The sequence below is a fragment of the Neobacillus sp. OS1-32 genome, from assembly GCF_030915425.1.
In the GTDB taxonomy this organism is placed as follows: Bacteria; Bacillota; Bacilli; order Bacillales; family Cytobacillaceae; genus Neobacillus; species Neobacillus paridis.
Genome location: NZ_CP133263.1, coordinates 2446693 through 2467301 on the forward strand (window position 1 = coordinate 2446693; position 20609 = coordinate 2467301).

General features: G+C 41.7%; 19 protein-coding genes. 5 read left to right on the forward strand and 14 right to left on the reverse strand.

Annotation, left to right across the window (positions count from 1 at the left end; genetic code table 11):
- Positions 1–22 precede the first annotated feature (22 nt).
- From RCG24_RS12270 to RCG24_RS12285, 4 genes are all read right to left on the reverse strand, one after another.
- Entirely contained in the window at positions 23–1384 is a 1362-nt protein-coding gene (locus RCG24_RS12270) for a sensor histidine kinase (protein ID WP_308077104.1), read from the reverse strand.
- Positions 1381–2076 (reverse strand): response regulator transcription factor, encoded by a 696-nt coding sequence (locus RCG24_RS12275; RefSeq protein WP_308077105.1) that lies wholly within the window; start codon positions 2074–2076, stop codon positions 1381–1383. Before RCG24_RS12275 ends, RCG24_RS12270 begins: the two co-directional genes overlap by 4 nt.
- Positions 2077–2233: 157 nt before the next feature.
- Entirely contained in the window at positions 2234–2686 is a 453-nt protein-coding gene (locus RCG24_RS12280) for a DUF2269 family protein (RefSeq protein ID WP_202652818.1), read from the reverse strand.
- 160 nt (positions 2687–2846) lie between these two features.
- A complete protein-coding gene (locus tag RCG24_RS12285; RefSeq protein WP_308077106.1) occupies positions 2847–4091 on the reverse strand; it encodes an MFS transporter in 1245 nt (414 codons plus the stop codon).
- Positions 4092–4504: 413 nt separating this feature from the next.
- Between RCG24_RS12285 and RCG24_RS12290 the strand changes: the two genes are divergently transcribed.
- A complete protein-coding gene (locus tag RCG24_RS12290; protein WP_202652820.1) occupies positions 4505–4738 on the forward strand; it encodes a hypothetical protein in 234 nt (77 codons plus the stop codon).
- A 134-nt stretch (positions 4739–4872) separates the two neighbouring features.
- On the opposite strand, the gene RCG24_RS12295 is transcribed toward RCG24_RS12290, so the two are convergent.
- The 4 genes from RCG24_RS12295 to RCG24_RS12310 form a co-directional block, all read right to left on the reverse strand.
- Positions 4873–6297 (reverse strand): sensor histidine kinase, encoded by a 1425-nt coding sequence (locus RCG24_RS12295; RefSeq protein WP_308077107.1) that lies wholly within the window; start codon positions 6295–6297, stop codon positions 4873–4875.
- Positions 6267–6941, reverse strand: coding sequence for a response regulator transcription factor (locus RCG24_RS12300; RefSeq protein WP_308077108.1), 675 nt, complete (start codon positions 6939–6941; stop codon positions 6267–6269). Before RCG24_RS12300 ends, RCG24_RS12295 begins: the two co-directional genes overlap by 31 nt.
- Positions 6934–7911 carry a YncE family protein gene (locus tag RCG24_RS12305; RefSeq protein ID WP_308077109.1) on the reverse strand — a complete coding sequence of 326 codons (978 nt, stop codon included), beginning with the start codon at positions 7909–7911 and terminating at the stop codon, positions 6934–6936. The genes RCG24_RS12300 and RCG24_RS12305 overlap by 8 nt, the downstream gene beginning before the upstream one ends.
- A gap of 123 nt (positions 7912–8034) precedes the next feature.
- Positions 8035–8466: a FixH family protein gene (locus tag RCG24_RS12310; protein ID WP_308077110.1), complete on the reverse strand. Its 432-nt coding sequence runs from the start codon at positions 8464–8466 to the stop codon at positions 8035–8037.
- Positions 8467–8844: 378 nt separating this feature from the next.
- Between RCG24_RS12310 and RCG24_RS12315 the strand changes: the two genes are divergently transcribed.
- Both RCG24_RS12315 and RCG24_RS12320 read left to right on the forward strand, forming a co-directional pair.
- On the forward strand, positions 8845–9225 hold the full coding sequence (locus RCG24_RS12315; RefSeq protein WP_202652824.1) for a GntR family transcriptional regulator: 381 nt from the start codon (positions 8845–8847) through the stop codon (positions 9223–9225).
- A 14-nt stretch (positions 9226–9239) separates the two neighbouring features.
- Positions 9240–10343 (forward strand): DUF1648 domain-containing protein, encoded by a 1104-nt coding sequence (locus tag RCG24_RS12320; protein WP_308077111.1) that lies wholly within the window; start codon positions 9240–9242, stop codon positions 10341–10343.
- A 365-nt stretch (positions 10344–10708) separates the two neighbouring features.
- Here the strand turns inward: RCG24_RS12320 and RCG24_RS12325 are convergent, their stop codons facing one another.
- The 4 genes from RCG24_RS12325 to RCG24_RS12340 all read right to left on the reverse strand — a co-directional run bounded on the left by RCG24_RS12325 (position 10709) and on the right by RCG24_RS12340 (position 14480).
- A complete protein-coding gene (locus RCG24_RS12325; protein WP_308077112.1) occupies positions 10709–11425 on the reverse strand; it encodes a YjjG family noncanonical pyrimidine nucleotidase in 717 nt (238 codons plus the stop codon).
- A 112-nt stretch (positions 11426–11537) separates the two neighbouring features.
- Positions 11538–12026, reverse strand: a complete 489-nt coding sequence (locus RCG24_RS12330; RefSeq protein ID WP_308077113.1) for a prolyl-tRNA synthetase associated domain-containing protein — start codon at positions 12024–12026, stop codon at positions 11538–11540.
- 209 nt (positions 12027–12235) lie between these two features.
- A complete protein-coding gene (locus RCG24_RS12335; protein WP_308079168.1) occupies positions 12236–13600 on the reverse strand; it encodes an FAD-binding oxidoreductase in 1365 nt (454 codons plus the stop codon).
- A 172-nt stretch (positions 13601–13772) separates the two neighbouring features.
- A complete protein-coding gene (locus tag RCG24_RS12340; protein ID WP_308077114.1) occupies positions 13773–14480 on the reverse strand; it encodes an MOSC domain-containing protein in 708 nt (235 codons plus the stop codon).
- 271 nt (positions 14481–14751) lie between these two features.
- Here RCG24_RS12340 and RCG24_RS12345 point away from each other — a divergent pair, with 271 nt between their 5' ends.
- Both RCG24_RS12345 and RCG24_RS12350 read left to right on the forward strand, forming a co-directional pair.
- Positions 14752–15300 (forward strand): M15 family metallopeptidase, encoded by a 549-nt coding sequence (locus tag RCG24_RS12345; RefSeq protein WP_308077115.1) that lies wholly within the window; start codon positions 14752–14754, stop codon positions 15298–15300.
- Between the two features lie 154 nt (positions 15301–15454).
- Entirely contained in the window at positions 15455–16045 is a 591-nt protein-coding gene (locus RCG24_RS12350) for a guanylate kinase (RefSeq protein WP_308077116.1), read from the forward strand.
- A gap of 353 nt (positions 16046–16398) precedes the next feature.
- On the opposite strand, the gene RCG24_RS12355 is transcribed toward RCG24_RS12350, so the two are convergent.
- Positions 16399–17229: a pentapeptide repeat-containing protein gene (locus RCG24_RS12355; RefSeq protein WP_308077117.1), complete on the reverse strand. Its 831-nt coding sequence runs from the start codon at positions 17227–17229 to the stop codon at positions 16399–16401.
- Positions 17230–17310: 81 nt separating this feature from the next.
- Positions 17311–20499 carry an SNF2 helicase associated domain-containing protein gene (locus RCG24_RS12360; protein WP_308077118.1) on the reverse strand — a complete coding sequence of 1063 codons (3189 nt, stop codon included), beginning with the start codon at positions 20497–20499 and terminating at the stop codon, positions 17311–17313.
- Between the last annotated feature and the right edge of the window lie 110 nt (positions 20500–20609).

The following is a 20609-nucleotide window of genomic DNA, read 5'->3' on the forward strand; positions in this document are numbered from 1 at the left end:
ATGAGAAATTGCTGAGAATTATTTAATTTTCCGTTTTTATGAAAAGAGAAACAGTTGTTCCGCTGCCTAATTGACTTTCCAGCGAAATTTCTACATCGAGGGCTGCTGCTATTTCCTTTGCCAATGACAGTCCAAGTCCAGTACCACCGCTTTTCCTGCTTCTTGCTTTATCAACACGATAAAACCGATCAAACACCTTCGGTAAATCCTCTTTGGAAATGCCAATTCCCTTATCAATAATTTGAATCCGCAGTTGATCATGATTTACAGTATCTAAGGAAACAGTAATGACATTGTCACTGTATTTCCTAGCATTATCAAGAAAAATATAAAGCAGCTGACGTAGTTTTTGCTCATCAGTATTCGCAAACAAGGCCTCCATCTCCTCACCAGCAAAAATAACGGTTCGATGATAGGCACTTTGAAAAGCCTTTATGGTCTGTTGAATCAATTCAGTTATATTTATGGGGGACCGCCGGATATCCCACTTTTCATGAAGTTTCGCCAATAATAGAAGTTGTTCTGTTAACTCTCTCATCCGAATGGCTTCAGAATGAATCGCCTCGATCGATTCTGTAAAAATCTTTGGGTCCTGTAAACCGCGTCTTTTTAATAAGCTCGCATAGCTTTCAATCACGGTTAACGGAGTTCTCAGTTCATGTGAGGCATTGGCGGCAAATTGTTTCTGTTTTTCAAAATTTGCTTCCAATAAATCAATCATATGGTTGAAGGTTTCTCCCATTTGATAGAGCTCATCCCTTGATTGATGGTTGATATTCAGCCGCTTAAACTGACCGCTTTCTTTAATATCACTCATGGTTTTAATCATCGAAGAAATCGGACGAATAATAAAATTACTAAGGATACGACTGGAGACGAACGTTGGGAGCAGAACGAGAATGGTCACAATTGTTAAGACGAGACGCAGGGTTCTACTCATCGACACGGTTGCATCAATATTTTTATAAATCTGCAAGCTAGCCAAATCCCCATTCTGTAACAGTATCGGCAGCGCAGAAAAAATATAACTGTGCGAACCGATTTTCAACTGTTTATTTACATCCTTTGAATAATAAACCGCTTTTAAATTCCTTAAGTTTTGTTCGGTTGGCGACGTCGTTGTAACAGTATTTTTTATATCCTCGTGGACAATCCGGATCATCCCGCTAACAGGAACATGGGCACGCAGCAGCTCCTTTTCCGGTATTGCCCGTTTTGAATCATTAAAGGATTCGGCCGTTTTGATCGCCTCTTTTTTAGCAATCTCAAGCTGCGTATTTACCATTAGCCGGCTAAATAAAAAATAAACGGATAGATTCATGACGAGCAGCAGCAGCGCGAAAAGGACGACTGTGGACAAATTGATTTTATTTTTCAGCTTCATTTGGCATCCTTTATCACATAGCCGACCCCACGGACCGTATGAATTAGGGATGGCTGCTGCGGCAAATCAATTTTCTTTCGTAAATAGCGGATGTAGACATCCACTACATTGGTATCACCAAAAAAATCATAGCCCCAGACCGCCGCTAAAATTTGCTCCCGCTGCAAGACTTGTCGTTTGTTTTTTAACAGATAGGCAAGCAGATCAAATTCTCTTGGAGTTAATTCCAGCTCGACACCATCTCTTGAGACCTCTCTTGTTTTTTCATTCAACTTTAAATCGGCAAGGGTCAACCAGCCAGATTCTTCTAGTTGTTCCGCTGCTGGCCTATATCTAAGGGCAGCACGAATTCTAGCCAATAATTCCTCTATCTGAAATGGTTTAGTAATATAATCGTTTGCACCTAAATCAAGACCCGATACTTTATCCTCAACGGAATCCTTCGCTGTTAGTAGCAATACAGGAGTCTGCTGATTATGTACTCTGATTCTCCGCAGCAGTTCAATACCGCTTAACCCCGGCAGCATAATGTCTAATAAAATTAGATCCCATTTACCTTTCCGATAAACTTCCAATGCCTCTATACCATCCAATACCTTCGTCACACGGTAGCCTTCGTATTCCAGTTCCAATTCTAACAGTCTGGCAATTTTCTCTTCATCTTCAATAATGAGAATCGCTTCATTACTCATCAAGAAACCTCCTTGTTCCCCGCTCCAAAAGGTCGTTCATTGTAAGCTTAGCAGAAAGACCTGGGTAATTCATCAGGTTTTTCCCAAAGGGATGTTACACTAAAAGTATCGAAGACGTAAAAAAACCTGGACAGGTAAGGCCCAAGTTTGGTTAAGCTTAGAAAGGTTTTGTTATCATCAGTGCAATAATGATCATAAAAATGATGTTTTCAACATTTTCATAGAAAAACAGTTCTTTTGATAAACGGCGATATTCTTCGGGGATTTCTTCTCCTTTATGGGTTGCAAGCAGTGTTTTAATTGGTTTCGATCTTGGTGTTAACATGATTGGGCCAATTGCCAACGCGGCAAGAAAGAGCACTAAACTTGTGACATACCATCCCATCTGAAATAGGCTTGGATTCATCCACCCCATTAGCAAACCCGTCACAAGGAGCAAAGTACCGCCAATCATTACATAAATATGCAGACGATGGCGAATCGCATAAGAGTGTCTTAACTCTGTCATGTTATCTCCAGATTTAACTACTGTGGTTAGAATAAATCCTGGCCCCATGCCAATAATTGCCGAAAATATATGAATGAAAACTAAAACCTGGTAGAAACTCATTTCATATGCCACCTTCCATTCTTTTCAACAATCCATTCTATCACAAACCTTTTGGCAAAATAATTAACTTAATCACACTTTCCAGATTATTTTTTTCAAAATAAAAGGCGCCAGGAATAATTGAATTACAACATCATTCCTGACCCCCATTATTCAGCCGTTATGCCCTTTCACTTTTACTCAATACAGCAGCCGAACTCCTGAATAGCGGAACAAGAAAGAGGATGCCGATAATGAACAGCAGCGCGGTGGTTTCATACATCGCGACAAGTGAGAAAGTCTTCTTCAGCCAACCGCTCGCGGTCATCATGACCACCATCGTTCCCATAAAGATTGGGTTTAAAATCCCATTCACCCGGCCAATAAATTCAGCTTCGGTATTTTTCAAAATCATCGTATTGATTCCAATCTGTATCGCTGGATTGAATACTCCGCTGAAAAATTCTGCCGCCAAAGTCAGCCAGAACAGTTTGGATATACCCATCACGAAAAACCCGATGGCACATGCCAACATTCCAATAGCGAGTAAGATCTGCGGTGAAACTTTCTTCGATATGCCTATAGTTAAGCCGCCGCCTAATATCATACCGACACCAAACGCCGCCATCAGCCACTGCAGCTGTTCTTTCGGCAGGCCAAGTTGTTCCGTGACAAGAAACACACCAAGCGGCTGTGTTAATCCCAACGCTAGGCCCGCTGTGGCAAAACAGCCGCCGAGTAAAGTCAGCACCCTGCTTTTTAATACATACTGAAACCCGTCCTTCATTTCTTGGACTAAGCTAGTTGTTTCTGCCTTTTTCTCCATTTCAAAGTCGGCTGGCAATAAAAATAAAATTGCCGCCGAAAACAGGAATGCTACCCCCATTACGGCAATCGCAACATCTATGCCGAACTGCTGGTACACAAAGGTGCCGAGAACTGGTCCAAGGATCATAAACAAGGCAAAAATCGTCTGGTAGATGGACATCCCCATTTGAATCAGTTCTTCTTTCACATGCAGCTTAAACAGCTTCATTCCTGACGGCTGGGAAAATTGCGAGAGAATTGAAGACACAAATGTCGCAAAGAAAATCGCCTTCCAGCTGCCAAAAACAAGCGTCAGCAGCACAACAAAAATCGAAACAGCACTGAGAAAGTCACACCAAATCATGGTCCGTTTCGGCTTCCAGCGGTCGGCGAACGTCCCCCCGATAAAAGAAAACAGAAAAATAGGCGCAAACTCAGCAACGGAGATGAATGACACCGCCACCGGGTTTTCATTCGTTTGCTCTACAACAAATAACAAAATCGAGTAATTTCGTACCCATACCCCAATTTGCAGAAAAAGTGTCGAAAGCAATAACGTCTGAATCACTCTATTTTTAAACAATGCCCCAATTGACACATTTGAATCTGCTTTATCCATAAAGAAACCTCCTTATCCACAACATCCGGATAGGAGGTAATTTGCCGCAAAAAGTCATGGTACACCATAAAAAATGCTATACCAATTATAAAAACGCCACAATTAATCCTACCCAGAATGAATTTCGTTTTCCGAATGCTCTCTAAAATAGGATTAATTGATCATCGCCCTTTGGTCACCCTTTCAAAATAACGTAGTTATATCTTACTTGAATCACAAATGAAGTTCAAGGGGTTTTTGTAATCTTATGGAATCTTCATTACCGCCATAAGTGGGAATATTTTTTCAGAAATTTCAAAGGATAGTACCACCAGCTGCTTTGGCAGCTTTTACCTAATCACTGTAACGGTTCATGTATGGACAACAAAAAATTAGCAAATGCTACAACTGAATCTTACGCTGGAGGAATGCAAATGACTGATTTCTTTGACCCAATCGAGTATGACACTGGTACAGCCATCCAAACCTTTAATATCATTGATACATCAGTTAATTCCGAGGGCTATGAAGTACTGCTTGATCTTGAATTGGACAGCGGCTACGACTTGGAAAATGTAAAGATGCGGATTAGTTTTGAGGATATGCAGGCATATGATACAGAGGATATACATGAGGCCGTAAAATATGCACTAGGATTTTTTGGTTAAAAGAGGAGCAGTTTAAAAAATGAAACAACCGAAAAAACAACAATGGAATATGCCCCATAAGTACAATCAGTCAAAACAATCTGAAAGATACCTGGAGCATGGGAAGATGATAAAGATCTCTCCCCATGCTCTTCTTATCCGACAAATAGGGGCAGTTTCACCATGACTGTTGTTCCACAGCCGATATCGGAATCTATCAGGAATTCCCCATGATGTTTTTTCACAATTTGATAAACAATTGCCAGCCCCAGTCCTGTACCGCCTTCTTTTCGTGTTCTGGCGTGGTCAACACGATAAAAGCGCTCGATAACCTTTGGCAATTCTTCCTTTGAAATCCCCGGTCCCGAATCCTGAATCCTTAATACGGCAGTCATACGCTCTTTCATTAAAGTAATTTGAATCGGTTTTCCCGGAGGTGTATAGCGAAACGCATTGGCAAGAAGATTGCTGACCACTTGCTCGAGCCGATCGGAGTCCCCATTGACAATAATTTCATCATCTAGATTCTGTATCAACTGAATCCCTTTTTGACTGGCTGTTAATTCAAAGCGGTCAACCACATCGGTAATCAATTGGGCAAACGGCAATGGTTCATTCCTCATCGGATAGGAATCATCCTCCAATTGCGCCAAATCTAGTAAATCATGAACGAGCCGTTGCATCCGATCTGTTTCATTGTGAATGATGGTAACATACTTTTCGACTGCCGCCGTATCTCCTGCGACCCCATCGAGAATTGCTTCCGTATATCCTTTCATATAACTAAGCGGTGTCCGTAATTCATGGGAAACATTTTGCAGAAACTCCCGGCGCTTTTGATCAACCGCCTCCAACGATGAGGCAAGAGTATTAAAGGATGCTGCTAGGTTGCCTACCTCATCCGATTGCTGAACTTCAATCCTTTGGGAAAAATCGCCCTGGGACATTTTTTTTGAAATAGCTTCCATTTCTTTTAATGGTTTAATCAGTCGATTCGTCATTTTGTGTCCCAGCCAGAGCACGATGGTCAAGAGGACAATCAATGATAATATCAGAACAGGTCGAATGGATTTAAACGGTTCATAAACATCTGCAAGCGGCATATAAAGAAACAGTGCCCCTGCCAATTGACCATTTTTCAATAACGGGATCGTAACCGCCAGAATATCCTGATGAAAGCGCGGATGCTCCCTGATAAAAATGACCTTTTTCCCGGCAAGCAGCTTCTGTCTTTCATCAAATGTAATTAAACTATTATCAGCAAACTCCTCATAAGGAATTCCAGCGCTTAATAGCATTGGGTCTTCGGTAAAAATCACCTTGGCATCGGAACTCTCGTCTGTCCATTTGACGCGTTTGTTAAACTCTGTTTTATTGGCAGCTTGATGATAGAATTTTTTCAGTTCTTCCCCTTGCATGATCAAGATTTCTTTTTGCTTTTCAACATAAAATTTTTCATATAAGTAGTAGGTTAACCCTGTTCCAAAGATGATCGTGATGACTGCTACAATCGAAATGGTTGTCCAAATTTTTTGCTTTAGACCATAGTTTATGCCTCGAATTTGTACCCCACTCCCCAAACCGTTTTAATCAAATCACCTGAAGAGCCAAGTTTTATTCGCAGCGTTTTGATATGAGTATCGACAGTTCTCAAGGTTCCAGTACTCTCCAACCCCCACACGTGCTCTAACAGCTGCTCTCTCGAAAACACCTGTCCTTGGTGGTTAAAAAAGAATTCTAACAGACTAAATTCTTTCCTTGTTAAATTCAACCGGTTTCCTTTTACTTCTGCCGTATGACCATCCAAATCAATGATCAAATCACCAAGTTCCAGCACATGCTTTTGTGGTCGGAAATTATTTGACCTCCGCAGCAATGCCTCTACACGGGCCATTAATTCCTTAGGGCTGAACGGTTTCACAATATAGTCATCAGCGCCCAATTTCAAGCCGCGAATTCGATCGAGCTCCTCACTTTTAGCCGTCAACATAATAATCGGTACATTGGACACCTCACGAATTTTTCGACAAACGGCAAAACCGTCCAATGTCGGCATCATGATGTCTAGTATCACTAAATCATACGACCCTTGGCTCCAGCGGCTTAACACTTCTGCTCCGTCTTCAGCGGTAACAGTTTCATAGCCTTCCTTTTCCAAATAGGAGCTGACTAACATCAGCATTTGTACTTCGTCATCTGCGATCAATACTTTATATTTACTCATTTCCCTCACCTAAAATCATCATATGGGGCCCGTTTTTCAGCCGAATTTCCCTGTTAATTGTAAATGTGGTGCGATCAATTATCGCTAGCGAGTCTCCGTCCAAACTTGACACGTAAATCCTTTGCTTGTCTCCAATAATATCATATGGGTTGGCCCCCACCTCCAAAGGCTCGCTCACCGATCTGTTTTTAATATTAATTCTGTATACGCTGCTCGAGCCGTGGCAAATCGCGTATACATAAGCACTGGAATCGTCTCCGTAGAAATCTACCGGCATCACCCCAACCTTTACACGGTCTACTTCCTTCCCAGTATCGGGATCGTAAATATATATATTTTCATTTAGTGACCCATAGGGCCCGTGTCCCCCGATCCAAACATAGTTCCCGTCGAAAAAGATCCCATTCGGTCTTGTCACGATGGGAAAATGAGAGATTACCTTTTTGGAACCGATGTCAATGACAGAAAGCGAGGCTGCTTTTACATTTACTACATATAAAAGATTTTTCTTATCATTAACTGCCATTGAGGTCGGAAATTTATCGGTGCTCACTTCGGCGATAACTGTATCCTTTTCAACATCGTAAAATCCGACTTTATTCTTCTTGCCATTGGAGAAAAACAGCAGGTGGTCCTTGGGCCGATATAACAGATCATTCACACCTTTGCCGGTATTCTTTAACTTTGTTAATTCACCATCTTTCAATTGAAGACGATAGAGAGAATCTTCAAGATCCCCAGCCAAAATAATCGTATTTTGATTGATTTTTTCCATAGCGGTAATTCGGAAGTTTAATTTACTTACCTCCGATTTTCCCTTTTGTAAATCAACGAAGGAGATTTCTGGCTTTTTCAAATTGGAGACAATTAACATATTGTTCATGGATGGAGGGACTGGAATTTCTTCCTTACTACAGCCTGCCAGAAGTATGAAACAAATGATAAAAGAAATGATGCCGATCCTTTTCATCGAATCCCCTCAATCTTCCTTTATTATATATGAAGAAGACGCCTGATCATGAAACCAGGCGTAAATATTTGTGAACAGTTAATGTCCCTCATGATGTTCTGCTTCATGGGCTTGGTCGGTTGTTCATTTTTGCTGATCAGCACTGACATCACCTACGGTAAATTCCTTTTTTGGCATGTTGTGCATATCTCTTGCCGTTACATGGGAAATAGCGTAATAGACGCCAGACTCTGAAAAGCTTTTGGTAATCGAATAGACCCCATTTCCTTTCGACTCGCCTTTGATCTTTTCGTGTTTTTCTTGTCCATCCTTCCAGACTTCAAATATCACTTCATCCGCATCGTCAACTTTTTCTTTACCTTGTGTCACCGTTGCACTGATCGTAACTTCTTTATTGGGCTGTGGATGCTCTGGGTCAATTTTCAAGGTCACATCTATCATTTCCGGCATCCCCTGATCTTGACTGCTCTGATTTTTTTCTTTTGCCGTACCGCAACCTGCAGCGATAATCATGATCGTTCCTATTAATAGCATAAGCAGCGATTTCCTTCTCATATTTCCACCCTTTGTCTAGTTTTAATATTAAATGAGCTTTCTGCCTTTGAGTATAAAACATATTTGTGAAATCCCTGTGAAGTATTGTGAAAATTTTATTATTTCCACAGGCTTAATTCGTATACGTCGATCCTTACAGTTGGATGCGCGTTACTTACGGATGAGGGCTGCCTTTACTTGCGATGGAGCCCGCGCTACTTCTTGCGATTAGGCAATCTTTTCTTGCGGATGGAGTTGCGTTACTTACGGATGAAGTTGCATTACTTGCTGCTGGCCGCATGTTACTTTGGGCAGCAGGTTTTTGCTATTTCATATTGACATTATGTTATAACTGTTATACTATAAATATAACAGATAATACAAAGGAGGGTGGTGCATGTGTTTATAACACTTGACCTGGAATCGGAGGAACCAATTTATACACAGTTAAAGAATCAAATTATCGCCGGTATTGCGAAAAAAGAACTGAGTCCTGGTGAAGCCTTGCCATCTGTTCGAGCGCTGGCCGCGGATCTCGGAATAAATCTCCATACCGTTAACAAAGCTTATCAGCAGCTAAAACAGGAGGGATTTATTTTAATCCACCGCCAAAAGGGAGTCGTAATTAATCCCGATGGTGTTCCAAAAGCAGATGCGGTTTACTGGACAGAGCTTTCAGCCAAGATTCGCCCTTTGATCGCGGAATCCGTTTGCAAAGGGGTTTCCGAAGCAGAGTTTCAAGAACTATGTCATCAAATTTTTGCCGAATTTTATCAATAAAGGAGTGATTGACCATGAATTCTTCAATGATCTTATTATTATTGGTAATACTGGTTCCCATGTATATTGCTCTAATTTTTGTTCCTTATTGGACGCGAAAAACAGAAAGCTTTGGGGTGTCCATCCCCGAAGAAGCATTTGAGCGGGCCGATCTAAAAAAAATGCGCAAAACATACGCCTGGGTAACAAGCATGCTGGCTGTTATCATGACAGCAGTTCTTTTGCTTACTGCCAGGGGACAGGACGAAAATTTCGTCGGTATTTTATTTGCGATTTTAATTAGTGCTTATATTTTGGCAAGTTTTATCGTCTACCTTATTTTTCACAGGCAAATGAAAGAGCTTAAAAGTCGATATCCGGAATGGACGAAAAAGCCGCAGGTTATTACCGTTAATACACAATTTCGCCGCCAAAAACTGACTTACTCGAACTACTGGTATATCATCCCATTCCTGATTTCAATCGTGACCATTGTAATAACACTTGTAAACTATCAGCAAATTCCTGCGAGATTTCCAATGCAATATAACTTCAGCGGTGAAATAACCAACTGGGGAACGAAATCATACCGTTCAGTTATGCTGATGCCAATTATCCAAATCTATTTAACTTTGTTGTTTTTGTTTATCAATGTCATTATCTCGAAAGCAAAGCAGCAGGTTTCTGCGGAAAATCCGGAAGAGTCACTAAAACATAATATTATTTTTAGAAGAAGATGGTCGCTGTTTACACTTTTAATGGGTACCGGCCTAATTGCTATGTTGATGCTGCCTCAGTTGGCACTGATCTACCCGATAAATACACAATTACAGCTTTACGTACCAATCATATATGTGATTCTTGTTTGTGCGGGCTCGATCATTTTATCTGTCACTACTGGTCAAGGCGGCAGCAGAATAGGGAAAAAGGCTGCAATGGAAAATGGGAAAGTGATTGATCGCGACGATGACCGTTATTGGAAGCTTGGAGTGTTCTACTTTAACCCGAAAGACCCGGCAATCTTTTTGGAAAAACGCTTTGGCGTTGGCTGGACAAATAACTGGGCCCACCCGCTTTCATGGATTTTTATCATCGTCGTCATTGGTCTTGCATTTGGTTTGCCGTTTTGGCTGAAATAATCTTAAGACGTATCTGGCTTTTTGGTGATCAATCAAGGAGGGAAAGACAAAGGATAAAGAAATAATAGTCATAGGTGCTGAAACAAAGTATCCACTTAATGGAAGTTAGGATATTTCAACTTAGAAAAGCGCAAGCGCCTTGATCAGCGGCGTATGGCCTGGAGCGCTCCAACTGAGATAAAGGAAACACGAAGAGCCGGAGGCGATTCGATGTTGACTTATCGTAGGGCGGAGAGCGAAGGACACTAGCCGCTAGGCGCTGGAGCTGGACAATTCTCAAAGTCGAAAATTTATACTTATCTTTTAAAGAAAGCCCGTCATATTGGGCTTTCTTTTTGAATGACTGGTTATCGCATAACGTTTTTTCATGAAGATGCCGTTAACAGATAATCCATGTTATCATCAACTATTTCCAAGAGATCCTGCAGTCTATGAATTTCATAAGTTGGCTTTACGCCACTTGTGTTTTTCTTATGGTGCGGATTGAACCAACATGTGTCGAGCCCAAAATTCAATCCACCCTGAATATCGGAAGTCAGCGAATCCCCGACCATCAGTACTTTGTCTTTGTCAGCAATTCCTAATTTGGAAAAAGCATACTCAAAAATACCCGTTTCCGGCTTTTGAAAACCGGCTTCCTCCGAGACAATAATCTGTTCAAAAGTATCCGCCAAAGGCGAACCAGCAATTCTAGCTTTCTGTGCCTGACCAAAGCCGTTCGTAATCACTGCCAGTTGGAAATCTTCAAGGCTGTTGCACAATTCCTCCGCTCCCGGGACTAGATAGGTTCCCTGACCCAAATATTCCAAAAACACGCGAGAAAACTCAGTGGCATCGATTTTAAGTCCATGGTGAACGAACAACCGCCTAAATCTTTCTACTCCTAACTCCTGCAGTGTAATAAGCCCCTTTTCCAAATCCCGCCACAATGGCTTATTAAATTCCTTATAACTCATTTTGTACTGCGTGGCCCCAGAAGGCAAGCCAAATTGTTCAAAGGCCTTTCGCAGAGCATGATCCTCGGCCTTACCAAAATCAAACAAGGTATCATCAATATCAAATATAATTGTTTCGTATTTCATCGTTGTCTCCTCATCCTCTTTTCTATGATTCTAGTTTATCATTTTTTTATCATAAACGTTACATGGCTCTGTTTTGCTGGATACTCCCATTTTTTTAATTAGAATCCGATGATTACAACTCCAAAATGGTATATTCGTAGCCTAACACCAGTAAGAATTTATACATATCTTCTATTGATATAAAAATTGTCTTTGTACTGTCATTTGGAGAAAAACTTATATATTTTTCGGATAGCATCTCGTTATCTAAGTAAACCTTTAAATCATGATCAGTATTATTCAGCAATCCAAAGATTGAAACTATGCCGGGGATTAATCCCATTTTTTCCATTAATCTTTCCGGCGAACAAAAGCTGAGCCGTTTTTCTCCAACCATTTCCGCCAGTTTCTCCATGTCGAGCCGTTTGGCATCATCCATAATAACTAAATAATAGGCCGTCTTCTTTTTATTGCACAGTAAGAGTGTTTTGGTCCGCACCCCTTCCTTGCCAACAATATAACTGTCTGCTTCCTCTGTTGTAAAAACTGGCGGATGCTCCACTACGTCATAGGGAATATTCATTTTATTTAGTGCATCATAAACAAGCTGATACTGTTCCATCTCGATCTCCTCTAAACTTTAAGCTTTATGTTACTTTGTTTCCAAAAATATTCAAGTTCAATCAAAAAGTTATGATATGATATACTTCCTTCATGGCAACCAGTGCAGCAGCATTATTGCCTTTCTATTGATTTTTTCTAGCGTCACCATGCTTTTATTGCAAAAAGAAGCGTACTTTTTTAAAAGCCGCCTCACTTCTTTTAAATGCATCAGTCTGTAAGCTTCATAATCTTATTCGGGTTCAAAAGGTTATCCGGGTCCAGAGCCCGTTTAATCTTTTCCATCACCATTAAGGCTGCTCCGTGTTCTTTCTCCTGATATTTTTGTTTACCAACGCCAACACCGTGCTCGCCTGTGCACGTTCCACCGCGCTCGAGTGCATATAATACAATCGATTCATTAAATTTGTCTGCCTTTTTGATTTCCTCTTGACTGCTCACATCAATCATTAACAATGCATGAAAATTACCGTCACCTACATGGCCGACAATTCCACCTGGAAGCCCAAATCTTTCAAGCTCCTCCCGTGCATGTTCAATCGCTCCTGCCAACTCGGAAATTGGCAGACAAACATCCGTTACCATTAGTTTTTTGCCCGGATAGCCGTGAATATAGGCATAAGCTAAATTATGGCGAGCTTCCCATAATCGATTAAGTTCCGCCTGATCGGTCTCAAATTCAATGCCTTGACAACGATAGTCAGCGACAATTTCTTTCATAAATTCAACATCTTGCTTGAGTCCGTCCTCATTTCCATGGAATTCCATGAATAAGGTTGGTACTTCTTGATAATCTGTTTCGCTGAATAAATTGGCTTGTTTCATCGACTGTTCGTCTATAAGCTCAACCCTGGCAATTGGTATTCCTGCAGATAATATCCCAACCACTGCAGAAACGGCATCGTGAACCGTTGGAAAGGAGGCCCTGGCAGCCATTACGTATTCCGGTATCCCATAGACTCGCAGTGTTAATTCGGTAAAGCAGCCAAGCGTACCTTCAGAGCCGACAAATAGACCGTTTAAATGAAGGCCTGATGATGATTTTGCCGCTAAATTTCCTGTATGGATGACCGTTCCGTCTGCCAGCACAACCTCCAAATCCCGGACTTGATCACGCATCACTCCATACCTGACAGAGGTGGTTCCGCTAGCATTGGTGGCTGCCATGCCTCCCAGGGTTGCATCCGCCCCCGGATCGACGGAGAAAAACAGGCCATATTTCTTCAATTCTTTATTTAACTGCGTTCGGGTAACTCCAGGCTGGACTTTTACAAGAAAATCCTCTTCCTTTATCTCTAAAACCTTATTCATTAAGGAAAAATCAATCGTAATCCCTTTGTTATACGGAATCACGTGGCCTTCTAGGCTTGACCCTCTGCCAAACGGAACAACCGGCACTTTGTATTGATAGGCTAATTTCATAATTTTAGAGACTTCTTCAGTCGTCATTGGAAAAACCACGATGTCCGGCAAGCTAGGAGTATGATATGATTCATCTTTACTATGCTGTTGTAGAATCGTTTGGTTGATCGATACCTGTTCCGGGGATAGGATATTTTTGAGAGCCTTAAGCATTTCTTCTGTTCCTGCCAAAATAACTTCACCTGTTTCATTTTTTAACTACATTTTCCTACTATTCGGAAATTTGTCAAACATTATTATTTAAAACCATTTACGTATTGTTTTGCCCCCCTCTATCAATATCTTCTTTTCCTATTGGATTTCACGGACAAAATCAAGACAGCAGTCATTCATTTGGTCCAAATACACGTTTCCTAATATCCAAGGCCCCACCAGTTTTCAGCCGTTTTTCCAGCGTATCCCGGAAACCTGATGACAGCAGATCGCACTCCGCCAACTCTTTCATTAACTTCAAATCCGGTTTTTTCGCATGGACAATCTCATTGCATTTTTGAATCGTCCAGTTCGGATACGGCCGGTCAATTAAAGTGAAGGTTTGTCCTTCTTGAACCTGCCCCTCCTTCAACACGCGAAAATACCAGCCGGTTCTGCCGGTATTCTGCAACAGCAGTGCCAATGTTTTTACTTGAAAGCGACGCGCCGGTTTCCAGCATGGCTGCCGCGGCTGAGATACCTGAACAACTGCATCACCAATTTGCAAGGTATCTCCAACCGAAATCGCATCCTCCAAGACATGCTCCATCACAAAATTTTCTCCCATACCACCAGCTTTGATTTCAGGCAAGTCCAATTCCTTTTGCCAATACAAATAGTTTTCATATGAATACGCAAATACGGCTTTTTCCGGTCCGCCATGGTGTTTCTTATCTGCCTGGTCATCACCAGTTAAACCTATTTTGCTGACCCAAACAGCCCCTTGAACTGGCTCCTTAAAAATCGCACTCGTCCACTCACGATCCATGACATTTGCGGCGTCTTTTCTTCCGACTGTTTTTGGCGCGCCGACAAAAACTTGTTTTAATAAAATATCCATTTTCCTGCTCCTCAATTATGATCTTTTACAAAATATTATCAATCTTGTGGAACTCCTCTGCAACCATTTCTTATCTAACGCTTTACAAGATAAGGGAATTTTCATGCAATGGCTTCATTTTGGCCGAATTGAAATCTCGCTTGGCTAACCAAGCGTTAAAATGATGAAACCATTGAGCTATATTTTTCGTCTAAGAAAGTAAGGATTATAGATGTGAAAGGACAAGAAAGTTTTGAATCGAAAAAGAATGGGCAACACTGTTTATATCCTTATGGTTCTAGTGATGGTATTTTTCTTTATAAAAGCATCCGGGTTTTTTTCCGACCCAAACATAGATCAATCTGTACCATTACCGACGAAGCTAAATCCAGTTGTGGAGGAACAAAGCCAAAACTTAATCCGGCAAGCGGCGAAAAAAGGAATTAGGGTCATGATCACGGATGGTTTCCGAAGTGCGGAGGATCAAGACTCGCTTTATGCACAAGGAAGAACGGCAGCGGGAGAAGTAGTAACCTATGCAAAAGGGGGAGAATCATATCACAATTTCGGATTGGCGGTTGATTTTGCCTTGAAGACACCCTCTGGCAGTATCATTTGGGATCGACAATATGATGGAAATAAAAATGGAAAACCGGATTGGAACGAGGTTGTCCAAATCGCCAAAACTTTAGGGTTTGAATGGGGCGGTGACTGGGCGCAGTTCAAAGATTATCCCCATTTACAGATGGATTTTGGCTTGACAATTGCTGATTTACAAAAGGGAAAAAGACCTCCTAAAGAGGGGGCTGCATTAACAGCGGATTCGGATCAAACTAATTAGTTTAGAAATTTAGTAAATTTATCATGCAAAACCATATATTCCTATTATAACGAAATTCTGATATAATAGTAGTTATCCCCTTTATTTCCATATTCATCCCACAAGGAATAGGGTCATCTTATTATTCCCATTACACTAAAAAGGAGGAAAATCTATGTACAAAATCAAAGGAAAACAGAAAATTTTCGTTTACACTGGTCCCGATGGCTCAGGAAGAAAGACAATTGCCAAAATGGCTGCAACCGCATTTGATATGGAAACTGTTCTCTCTTATACCACCCGTTCTCCCCGCCATTATGAAAAAGATGGCGAAGATTATCACTTCGTTTCCGAAGAAACCTTCAAACAGATGGAAGCAAACCAGGAATTTCTTGAAAGCGTTGAGATTGATGGCATTCACTACGGTATTCGCGAGCAGGACATTGCTGATGCATTCCAAAACCATGAACTAATTTATTTAACCTTGAATCCGGAAGGTGCGGAAAAATTAAAAACAATGTATGGCGAGAGTATCATCCGCATTTTTGTCTACGCAGATCGGGATACCGTTATTCAAAGACAGCGTGAACGGCAAGATTCCGAGGAAGTCATTAAGCGTCATATGAGCCATTATGACGAAACCATGAGTTATAAAAACAGCTGTGAGCATGCCTTCGAAAATTTTGACTCCCCACAGGTTGCTTATCAGGTTAGTGAGCTAATTGAATCCTATTTGGATCGAAATCTTACAGTTACAGATTATTAAATACAATTAAGGCGACGAGTGCATGACACCAGTCGCCTTTTTACTGAAAAATTTTTAAAAATTTGTCTCTATTATTTAACTGATGATTAACAACTAGTTCATATTTTATTAATAATCGATCACTATACTTCAGGGTAGTGGGGATAGCACGGGTGGCTATCATGGTATTTGGCGTAGGCGGAGCCAATACTGCATGTTACGAAATATTTGTTATAAAAAATTGCTACAGCTTTTGGGGTCGATATCTACACTAATTATGACGATATCTACATTTTTGGGATCGATATCTACACTATTTGGGACAATATCGACAATTTTTAGGCGGGCGCCTACACTATTTGTGCCGGCATTATTTAGGAAGTCTCCAACCAATGTACCGGCATTGTGATGGAAGGAGGTAATTTCGTATGACGGTCGCCCTTAGCCGCGTTCATTTGTGCTTGTGTAAGAAAGATACTCCCCCTTAGGTCTGCCCCGCTAACATCAGCTCCTCTAAAATCAACACCAATCAGATCGGTCATTCTCATATCAGTTTTTCTAAGATCGGCCGCAATCAGCAACGTACCGCGCAAATTGGCGCCGCGCAGGTCGGCTCCTGTTAATTTGGCGCCGATTAAATCTCTTCCCCGTTTAATATTTTTCGGTGGGATCTTCGCACGAACAAGTTCACTTGTCTTTATTAGCAACTCATTTACTTTCGTCCGATGAGACGACACATTAATCTCTTTGATCGATTCGGCAGATAGATTCGTAAGGCTCTCCGTTTCCTCCAGCGCCTCCTGTAATTTTGGATAAATTGGTTCGGTTTCTTCCCTGCTCAGGGCTTCATTTAAATAATAAAGCATTTCGTGAAGCTGCTGCATAATCGGAAAGACCGCAAACATCTCCTCCGCCAGTCCGGGATGTTTCCGCCAATCATTGCCATGGAAAGTGACTTGTGATACTTTTTGTCCGGCACCAAAACATTCGTAGGCGACACAGCCTTGAAACCCTTTTTTTCTAAGATGTTGATGGATGCCGCAGCGAAAGTTGGATTGCAGATGAGGGCAAGAAGTCCCGCCCACTTTATCAAAAGCAAAGTCAGCAGATTTTGCGAAAGGCAGTGCAACACAGCATAAAGCAAAACAATTTTCACAATCAGAACGATATTCTTTTGGAACTTTATTATTGACTGATGCAGGCATTTCCTTCACATCCTTTTTATTGTCGGTTAGTACGTCCAGGTGAACGGGCTCCGTCCGACACCTCAATCTCTTTATTAGTAATCATACCATCAGGATCTCGCGAAGATCTTCTTCTGTCAGAGTAGACATCATTTTCTCATCCGAATCAATGATTTCTTTGATAAGATGCCTTTTCTGCTCCTGCAGTTCATTCATTTTTTCTTCAATGGTCCCATGGGCCACCAGCTTGATCACCTGGACGGGATTTTTCTGGCCGATTCGATGGGCGCGGTCAGCAGCTTGTTCCTCGACAGCAGGATTCCACCATGTGTCATATAAAATGACAGTATCGGCCCCCATCAGGTTTAATCCAGCCCCACCCGCTTTCAAGGAAATCAGGAATAAATTTCGCTCCCCCCGGTTAAACCGATCACAAATTTTCACCCGTTCTTCTGCTGGCGTCTGCCCATCTAGGTAAAAGTAGGACATCCCTTGTCTCATGAACGCCCTGCCAATTAAATCAAGCATTTTCGTAAACTGTGAAAAAATTAATACCCGTCTATCGGACAGCCTTACTTCCTTCACAATCCGCAGCAGCTGTTCAAATTTTGCCGAACTCCCTTTATAGCCATCGACAAACAAGCCAGGATGGCAGCAGATTTGCCGCAAACGGGTTAAACCTGCCAAAATTCTAATCCGGTTTTTCCGGATGGTATCCTTGTCAAGATGCTTTAAGGTATCATGCCGTAGTTTTGCCAAATACGCTGCATAAAGCCTTTTCTGCTCAGGAAGCAGTTCCACTGTTTCCAGTGAATCTATTTTTTCCGGCAGCTCAGACAGAACATCCTTCTTCATTCGCCGCAGCAAAAACGGGCGGATTCTGCGGGCAATTTGTTTTCTTGATAGCTTACTGTAATCCTTCAACCCCCGGAAAAGCTCCGGAAAAACAACGTGAAATATCGACCAGAGCTCCTCTGATGAATTTTCCAGCGGTGTACCGGTAAGTGCAAAACGATGGCGGGCGTTTACTTTTTTTACTGCCCGTGCTGTTTGCGTTAACGGATTCTTGAAGGCTTGCGCCTCATCAAAAAATACGGTATGGAATGTTTGTTCTTCAAACCAATTGATTTCCTGCCGTAATAATGGATAAGAGATGATGACTACATCGACACCCGTTAATTTTTGTAGTCGCTTGGTCCGTTCCACTTTTGTCCCATCAATGACCACCGCATCCAGCTCATAACCGACAAATTTCCTGAATTCGCTAAGCCAGTTATAGGTCAATGATGAAGGGCAAACAATCAAGGCTGGCAGCTTTTCTTTTCGTATCTCCGGCAGGACAGAGACGATAAAAGTAAGACTCTGAAGTGTTTTTCCGAGTCCCATCTCATCCGCTAAAATTCCCCCAAAACCATAATGAGCCAGCGTTTTCATCCAATTAAATCCAACTTTTTGATAATCCTTAAGGATCGGGTCTAACCTATTCGGTATCTCAAATACCAAGCTCCCGGGATGATGAAGATTCTCGAGAAATTGCCGGAATGATTCCTCTAATGCAAAGGAGTCGCTAACCTCCACGGTATCAAGCAGCTGCAGACATTGTTCCATGGGTAAATCCAGGCCATTTATTAAATCCTTATGGACAACATATGGTGATTGCAGGAAACGCTGAATTTCCTCAACCTCTCTTGTCTCGAGGGAAAACAGTGAACCATTCGGCAATCGGTAATATTTCCGTTTCTCCTCCAACGCTGCCAGCACGTCACGAATTTGCTGTTCATTAATACCATCCATGGTAAACTTGAATTCCAACCAATTGGTCCGTTCCTTTTTCAGCTTCACCCTTATCTTTGGGAACAGATTGCCTCTGAATATTCGATTTCTAACGGCTGTCGTCGCATAAATTTGAACCATTTTTTCCAGTTTGGGTAGGACATGATGCAGGAACTCATATTCCAGTTCTTCATTATGAAGGAAAAAGCCACTATCCGTTTTGGTAAATGAGCTGTCCTCCATCATTCTTAGAATATCGTCTTCCTTTTCAATATCTCGGATGATGAATGAGCCATCAGGAAATTCCCTGCCTTCCAAGGGATTGATGACCCAATTTTCATAGTGAAACTCAAGGCCGGCAAGAAGACGGGTTCTGACACGGTCCAAGTAAAGCTTAGCTTTCAGAGGGGTGCTCATCAGCTGCTTCCTGACCGATTCCGAAAAAAAGACCTGACCGAGCCTCTTTAGGCCTGGTATCACTTTTTCCAGAAAAAATGGTATTTTCTCTTGGGAAATCGGCACTTCGTTTGTACCGGAATCTGCGAGCATCTGTTTTAGCTCGATAAGCCTCCCACAGTCTTGAACTTCTAATTTTTTTAGTTTTCCTGCAAATAAAACGGAACTATAGGAGGCGAGAACCAATAGCCTGTCAAAGCCGTCGACTCGCAGTCGATAACCGGCCCCTTCTTTTTCAAAAAAATGAAATTGTAATGGCAGTGATTCCTCTGTAACCTGTAAACCATTAAAGACTTGTCCAGCATATTTCAGCTTCACGTGCGGTGTCTTTTGCAACAAAGGCAGAAGCCGGTGCCAAGAGGTCGCTGGAATGAGGAGGATTTGATTATTTACATTGTTTTGCGCTGTCACACCATACACTTTTTCATCCTGAACCACCTGACTCAGCAGATGAATCACAGCGTCAGTTTCAGGTTGAAAGCATTGCAGACTGGGGTCGTATGTCATTGTCTCGGATAGTTTGATCGTCTGTCCTTCTGTGACCTGTTCAAGAAAACACCTTAAATGGCCCACTTTCTCTTTCCCGCCAAGGTTCAACTCAATTCCAAATAGATAGCTATCCTTGCCGGCAGGAACCGGTCTACATATCAATTCAACATCAAGGACAGTTCTTTTTTCAAAATGAAGCTGATGACCGCTGGAGCGCACTGGCTGATCATCAAAAAGTGACAATAGCCCATCTGTCAGTTCCGACTTGAATAGATCCGGTGTGATGCCTTGCTGCCTGTAGTCATGAATGGCGATCAAAACAGCGGCAACGTGCTGACAAGCCTTATCAAAAGAAGCAAGCTTAGGACAGGTACATTCAGTATGAATCTCCCCAGTTGCACCCGCTTCAACTGTCACATGAAACTTTTCCTCTCCGATAACAGTTGCCCTGTACCGGTCTGGAAGATATTCTTCAAATGAAACTTTATTCGAATGATAAAAATAATCCCCTCTTTTGAAGGAGACAGTACCGCACATTTCTTTAATGCGTTTATGAGTTAAGCTTATATTCACTTGACAATCTCCTTCTTAAGCAAGATCTTATTGTATATTGTACATGTTTCCACCAGCTTTTTAAAACTTTTACTAGGTGTTATCCCCCACTTCTAATACTGGGTGTCAGG